Source organism: Mesorhizobium sp. M4A.F.Ca.ET.050.02.1.1, from assembly GCF_003997725.1.
Taxonomy (GTDB): domain Bacteria; phylum Pseudomonadota; class Alphaproteobacteria; order Rhizobiales; family Rhizobiaceae; genus Mesorhizobium.
Genome location: NZ_RZSG01000396.1, coordinates 1 through 5,451, shown reverse-complemented (window position 1 = coordinate 5,451; position 5,451 = coordinate 1). Strand labels below are relative to the sequence as shown.

General features: G+C 61.0%; 5 protein-coding genes. 2 read left to right on the top strand and 3 right to left on the bottom strand.

Going from position 1 to position 5,451, the window contains the following annotated elements; all coding sequences use genetic code 11:
- From EOA33_RS22605 to EOA33_RS22595, 3 genes are all read right to left on the bottom strand, one after another.
- Window positions 1-459 (bottom strand): ATP-binding cassette domain-containing protein (locus EOA33_RS22605; RefSeq protein WP_127406635.1); only part of this gene is annotated, 459 nt, incomplete at its 3' end.
- 142 nt (window positions 460-601) lie between these two features.
- Entirely contained in the window at window positions 602-1,942 is a 1,341-nt protein-coding gene (locus EOA33_RS22600; RefSeq protein WP_126058884.1) for an adenylate/guanylate cyclase domain-containing protein, read from the bottom strand.
- 459 nt (window positions 1,943-2,401) lie between these two features.
- Window positions 2,402-3,562, bottom strand: a complete 1,161-nt coding sequence (locus EOA33_RS22595) for a DUF3095 domain-containing protein (protein ID WP_126059397.1) — start codon at window positions 3,560-3,562, stop codon at window positions 2,402-2,404.
- A 91-nt stretch (window positions 3,563-3,653) separates the two neighbouring features.
- On the opposite strand from EOA33_RS22595, the gene EOA33_RS22590 reads away from it, so the two are divergent.
- Together EOA33_RS22590 and EOA33_RS22585 are read left to right on the top strand one after the other, a co-directional pair.
- Complete coding sequence (locus tag EOA33_RS22590; RefSeq protein ID WP_127406634.1) at window positions 3,654-4,742, top strand: glycosyltransferase family 4 protein; 1,089 nt, start codon at window positions 3,654-3,656, stop codon at window positions 4,740-4,742.
- Window positions 4,739-5,451 (top strand): polysaccharide deacetylase family protein (locus tag EOA33_RS22585; protein ID WP_127406633.1); only part of this gene is annotated, 713 nt, incomplete at its 3' end. The genes EOA33_RS22590 and EOA33_RS22585, both read left to right, overlap by 4 nt.

Below are 5,451 nucleotides of genomic sequence, written 5' to 3'. Positions count from 1 at the left end.
GGGAAAGCCGACAAGGCTGAGCATTTCCTCGGTCCGCGCCTTGCGCTCCGCCCGAGCCATGGGCGTATGAATCTGCAGGGATTCGCTGACCTGGTTGCCGATCGTGTGCAGCGGCGACAGCGATGTCATCGGCTCCTGAAATATCTTGCCGATGCGGCTCCCTCTCAACGCTCGGATTTCGGGTCCATCACGCGGCATCTGCAGGATATCCTGCGTCATGCCGGGTTTTTCAGGGTCGGAAAACAGGATACGGCCGCGAACATGGGCTGTGTTCGGCAAAATGCCCATCACTGCCTGGCTGAGAACCGATTTTCCGGAACCTGACTCGCCTACAAGCGCGGTGACCTTGCCCGGCAGGACGCGAAGATTTGCGCGCCTGACCGCATGCAAGGGTCCCCCAATAATGGCAAAAGAGATGCCAACATCCTCGATCCGTAGCAGATCAACGCCCGAATTCATTCTCACACCAGTCCCACTCTGGCAGCTCCCAGAAAGCGAGACTACCGCATTGCCAGCTTGTAGCAACTTGGATTCGAAGCGGGCCAGTGGCGGAACCTGCGCCCGGACGGCCTGCCAAGGGCGTTCGGGCTGTTCGTTACGCTTACTGGAGCTTGCTCGGGTCTCCCGCCGATAGCCGGGCGGCATCGCGGTGCAGCAGCATGACCTGCTCGGCCTCCGATTTCCGATCGTGAATGGTCTCCATCGCACCGTCCTCATCGAGTGCGAGCGCACCCGACAGATCGGGTGAAAGCACCGTCAGCTTCTGCTTGATGCCAGTCAGCTCCTCATGGCCCAGCGTCAGCCAGCTGTTTGCGCCGCAATAGCTGGCGAAGTCCTTGCTGGCGAGAACGCTGTGCGGATACTTCTTGGTCAGGATCTGGAGGCGCTGGACCTCGTTTACAGCTGAGCCGAAGGCAGAGAATGTGAGCCGGTCGGTAAGCCCGACATTACCGAACATCACATTGCCGACATGCAGGCCGATGCCAAATTTTATGTCGGACAACCCCTGCTGCTTTCGGCGCAGATTGAGATCCACGACGCGCGCGGTAGCCTGATGCGCTGCCGCAAGAGCAGCCTGGCAGGCGATCTCGGACTGCGAACGGTGCCGTTCGCAAGGGTATACGGCAATGAAGCCGTCCCCAATAAAACTCATGATCTGCCCGCCTTTGCGATTGAAAGGTGCGGCAACGGCGTCGAAAAACTGGTTCAGCGTATCGATATAGATTTCACGGCCCGAGGTTGCGGCAAGCCTTGTCGAGCCGCGCATGTCGCCCATGACAAGTGCGGCCCGGATTGTATCGCCCTCGCCGCGCCTGATCTGACCGTCAAGCACGCGCCTGCCGGCGTCGCCGCCGAGATAGGTGGTCATCATGTTGTCGGCGAGCTTGGTAAGCACCGCCATCTTGGTTGCGATCGCGAGATGGCTCTGGATGCGAAGCAGCGCTGAAATCATGCTATCGCTGAAGCCTGCAGTACCGTCGGTGGACCAAGACCCGATCATGCCCTGACTTGTGTCGTCGCTGAAGGGATGTACGAAAGCCATGTAGTCGGTGACGCCCATAAGCGCGAGTTCACCGAAAATCGGAAACTCCGGCGGCAATGACGGGTCGATCCGGCGTCGCAGATGGTCGAGCTTGTTGCTGAGCAGATGGTAGTACGGGCTGGTCAGGAATCTGTCGGACGGCTCGCCGGGCTCAACCCGGAAGCCTTCCACTTCCATGCCCTGGCCGCGAATCCACGTGAAGCCAAGCGCATCATAAAGCGGGTGCAGCATCGAAAAGCTCAAATGCACCCGCTTTAGCGGCAGGCCGGCAGCAGCCAGCCGTTCGCAAAAGCCCTTTACCAAGGCTTCCAGGTCGCTGCCCGCCAGCGCCGATTGGGTCAGCCAATCAGCAACCTTATCCATGAGAATGGTAGAAATTTCTGCTTGCGTTTTACTCATGCTCTCTCGAAACCCGTCGAAGACGAAGCCATTATCCGTTGATCCGCCATAACACAGTCCGCCAACGGCCCAATAGGTCGCCCGAAGTCAACGAGGCCGGCTTCGGCGGCAAAAGCGGCGAAGAATTTCTCGGATGACTATCCTCGCAGCCAAGGAGCAGGCGTAACTGCATCTATGTCGTGTCGACTTATGTGGCGAGGGCGCCGGCAGAGTGCAATCACGATACTGACATCGGGCAAAAATTCGCCGACCCGGACGCCGTCAGGCCTTCACACCGTCTCTCGAGACAGCCCGAGGCGGCCAAAGAACATTGCGTGTGTCGACTATCCGGAGGTGAGGCGTCCAATAAATCTGGTTTCCCGTCAACTCCGGACAGGCTGTCCGTTCCCATGGTGACTTGGGTCCCAAGAACCATTGGCCGAGGCATATTGCGGAAGATCGATTTCCGCAAAGCCGTCATCAAACCGGTACCTTCGCCTTCAGGCTTGCGGCAGCCACGGCATAGCCGCCGGCCGCGCCATCGATGAAATGAAGGTGATCGCGCTGCAGCGGCGAAGCGACCAGGCATGTCATCAATGCCGATTTCTGGCGGTGCAGGCCATAGTTGCAGATGCCCGCCTCTTCCGCCTGCTTCAGCCGGTTCTCGATCCGTTGCAACACATCCGCGTCAACGTCGATGGTCATCTTCAAGCCGTCGTCGAACTTCCGGAAATCCGAGTTGCTGGCCACGTCGCGTTTGTAGATCTTCGGATCGAAACTGCCGATCGTCCAGCCATATCTATCGGTGACAGCCGTAAGCGTCATCAGGAACATTACCCACAGCTTCGTTAACCACCGCCGTCCTGCCGGCGCCGTGGCGCGCGCCTCGATATCGAGGCCGGCAGGCAGCAGACTGTAGTCCGGCCCGTTCACCGGTACCGGGTGGCCATCGCGTTCCTGCCTGCCGGCAAGGGCGATGATGTCGGACGCCAGAAACTGAAAACCGCGCAAGTCACGCGACGCCCCCGGTATGGCTATGATCGAGACGATTTCGCCATGCCGGGCTTCGATCGGGTTCCAGCGGCAGGACAGGCCGGTCAGATCCGGCCGCGCGCCAGCCGGCGCAGGATCGATGCGGTAGCGCCCCGCTTTCATCTCGGCTTCAGCCCAACTGCCGCCTCCGCCGGCGAACATGGCATAGAAGACCGCTTCTGAGGCTTGAAACCTCGCCACGCGGACGTCGCGGCCTTGCGCTCTTATATCTTTTATCGGCACGATTGCAGCACGCAAGGTGAGGTCCAGCTCGTCTGCCACCCATCTCTGGACAGCCGCCAGCGCGTTGCGGGTAACCTCCAGCGCCGAGCCGGGAAACGCCACGAGCGCGCCGTCGCCGCCGAAGACAAAGGGAAGGTCTTGCCGACCCAGCGCGTTGAGCAGCGCCGAAATGACGCTGGCGCCGGCCATGTTGACGGTTTTATAGCGCCCTGCCTCGATCGCCCTGGTCGAGCCGACGATGTCGGCCGTGGCCAGAGCCCAGCCATCGGGGAGAGGCTTGTAGTTGTCGATATCGGCAACGCTTTCGAACTTTGCGAAGACCGGCAGAGAAGCGACAAACGGGTCGGACGCGGCGGCTGTTTCCATGAGCATCAAATAGCACATTCCACTGCTTGAAGGTGAAGTCGATCGTGCTCGAAATTGACTTGCGCTGGCTTTGCGATGATAGGGTCCGGAAATGCGAATTGCCTTTTACGCGCCGCTGAAGTCACCCAATCATCCCGTTGCCTCCGGCGACCGCCAGATGGCACGGACGCTGGTCAAGGCGCTGGAACATGGAGGGCATAGCGTCGAACTGGCATCCGAAATACGCTTCTATCTACGCGAACCGGAGTCGAAAAGTTTCGATGCGCTCAAGATCGAAGCCCGAGAGGAAGCCGCGCGGCTGACAAGACTTTGGGATCGTGACGGCAAGCCCGATCTCTGGTTCTCCTATCATCTCTACTACAAGGCGCCCGACCTGATCGGACCCGAACTGGCGTCGGCCTTTGCCGTCCCCTATGTGACGGCGGAAGCCTCCTATTCGAGGCGGCGCAACGCCGGTTTGTGGGCCGATACGCAAGCGTTGGTGGCGCGAGCCGTCGAACAGGCGGCGCTGAACATCTGCTTCACGCAAAGGGATCGTCAGGGACTGGCAGATGCGATACCCGACGCCGCTCTCGGCATGCTTCCGCCCTTCATCGACACATCGGCATTCCGGGAAACGCCGGCGCGGGGTTGTTCGACGCGGCTAGTTACCGTCGCCATGATGCGGCCGGGCGACAAAGTCGAAAGCTATCGCATGCTGGCGCAGGCGCTCGGTTCGATCGGCCACCTGCCCTGGACCATGTCTGTCGTCGGGGACGGGCCTGCCCGTGAAGAGGTCAAAGCGCAATTCGCCGGCTTGCCCGCCGACCGTATCGAATGGCTTGGCGCGATTGAGCCAGCCGCCGTACCGGATGTCCTGTACAGTGGGGGAATTTACGTCTGGCCGGGTTTCGGCGAGGCCTATGGCGTTGCCTATCTTGAAGCACAGGCCGCCGGCCTTCCAGTGGTGGCGCAGGACATCGCCGGGGTGCCGGAGGTCGTGCGGGATGGCCAAGCCGGGTTTCTCACGCCGCCGGGCGATGTGGCGGCATTCGCTTCCGCCATTGAAAGGCTTCTGACCCGTAGCGACGAAAGAACCATCATGGCCGCACAAGCCAGACGTTTCATCCTTGAAGAACGTTCCCTCGGTGTTGCGGCGGCGCGTCTGGCCGGACTTCTTGCGAAGATCCCGATTTCATGACACCCGATCAGATCTGGCAACCCTTGGTGGAGGAACTGGCGAGCCTGCAACGAGCGGACCGTAAGGCAGAGTTCTGGCTGCGCGACGATGACGCCGTGGATCCGACGCCTGCGCTTGATAGGCTGCTCGACCTCACCGGTGAATTCGCGATTCCGGTCACCCTGGCCGTGATTCCTGCCCTGACTGATGAGAAGCTTGTCGCCCGGCTTGACGAGACGCCGCATGCCACGGTCGCCATCCATGGCTGGGCGCACCGAAATCATGCGCCCGAGGACCAGAAAAAGCAGGAGCTCGGCCCGCATCGGCCACGCGAGGCGGTGCTCGATGAGCTGGCCCGTGGGCTGTCGCACATAGCCGGCCTGCACGGCGCACGTGCCGTTCCGATGCTGGTGCCACCCTGGAACAGGATCGACGCCGGCTTGGTACCCGACCTCGGATCGATAGGATTTGCCGCATTGTCGGTCTATGGGCCGCCGAAGCCGGCTTCGCTGGCGGTCATCAACAGCAATGTCGACATCATGGATTGGCATGGCACGCGCGGTTGCCGCGATCATGGCCTGTTGGTTCAGGCCATCATCGCGCAACTGCGGCATGCATTCGACGGCGGCCAACCGGTCGGCCTGCTCACCCACCATCTCGTGCATGATGAATCGGCCTGGCTTTTCCTCGAACGGCTGTTCGCAGTCACCGCACAGGCTGAAGGCTGCGC

Excerpts from the sequence above, each read along its gene's own strand:
- EOA33_RS22600 (WP_126058884.1), bottom strand. The coding sequence starts at position 1,942 with ATGAGTAAAACGCAAGCAGAAATTTCTACCATTCTCATGGATAAGGTT.
- EOA33_RS22595 (WP_126059397.1), bottom strand. The coding sequence starts at position 3,562 with ATGGAAACAGCCGCCGCGTCCGACCCGTTTGTCGCTTCTCTGCCGGTC.
- EOA33_RS22590 (WP_127406634.1), top strand. The coding sequence starts at position 3,654 with ATGCGAATTGCCTTTTACGCGCCGCTGAAGTCACCCAATCATCCCGTT.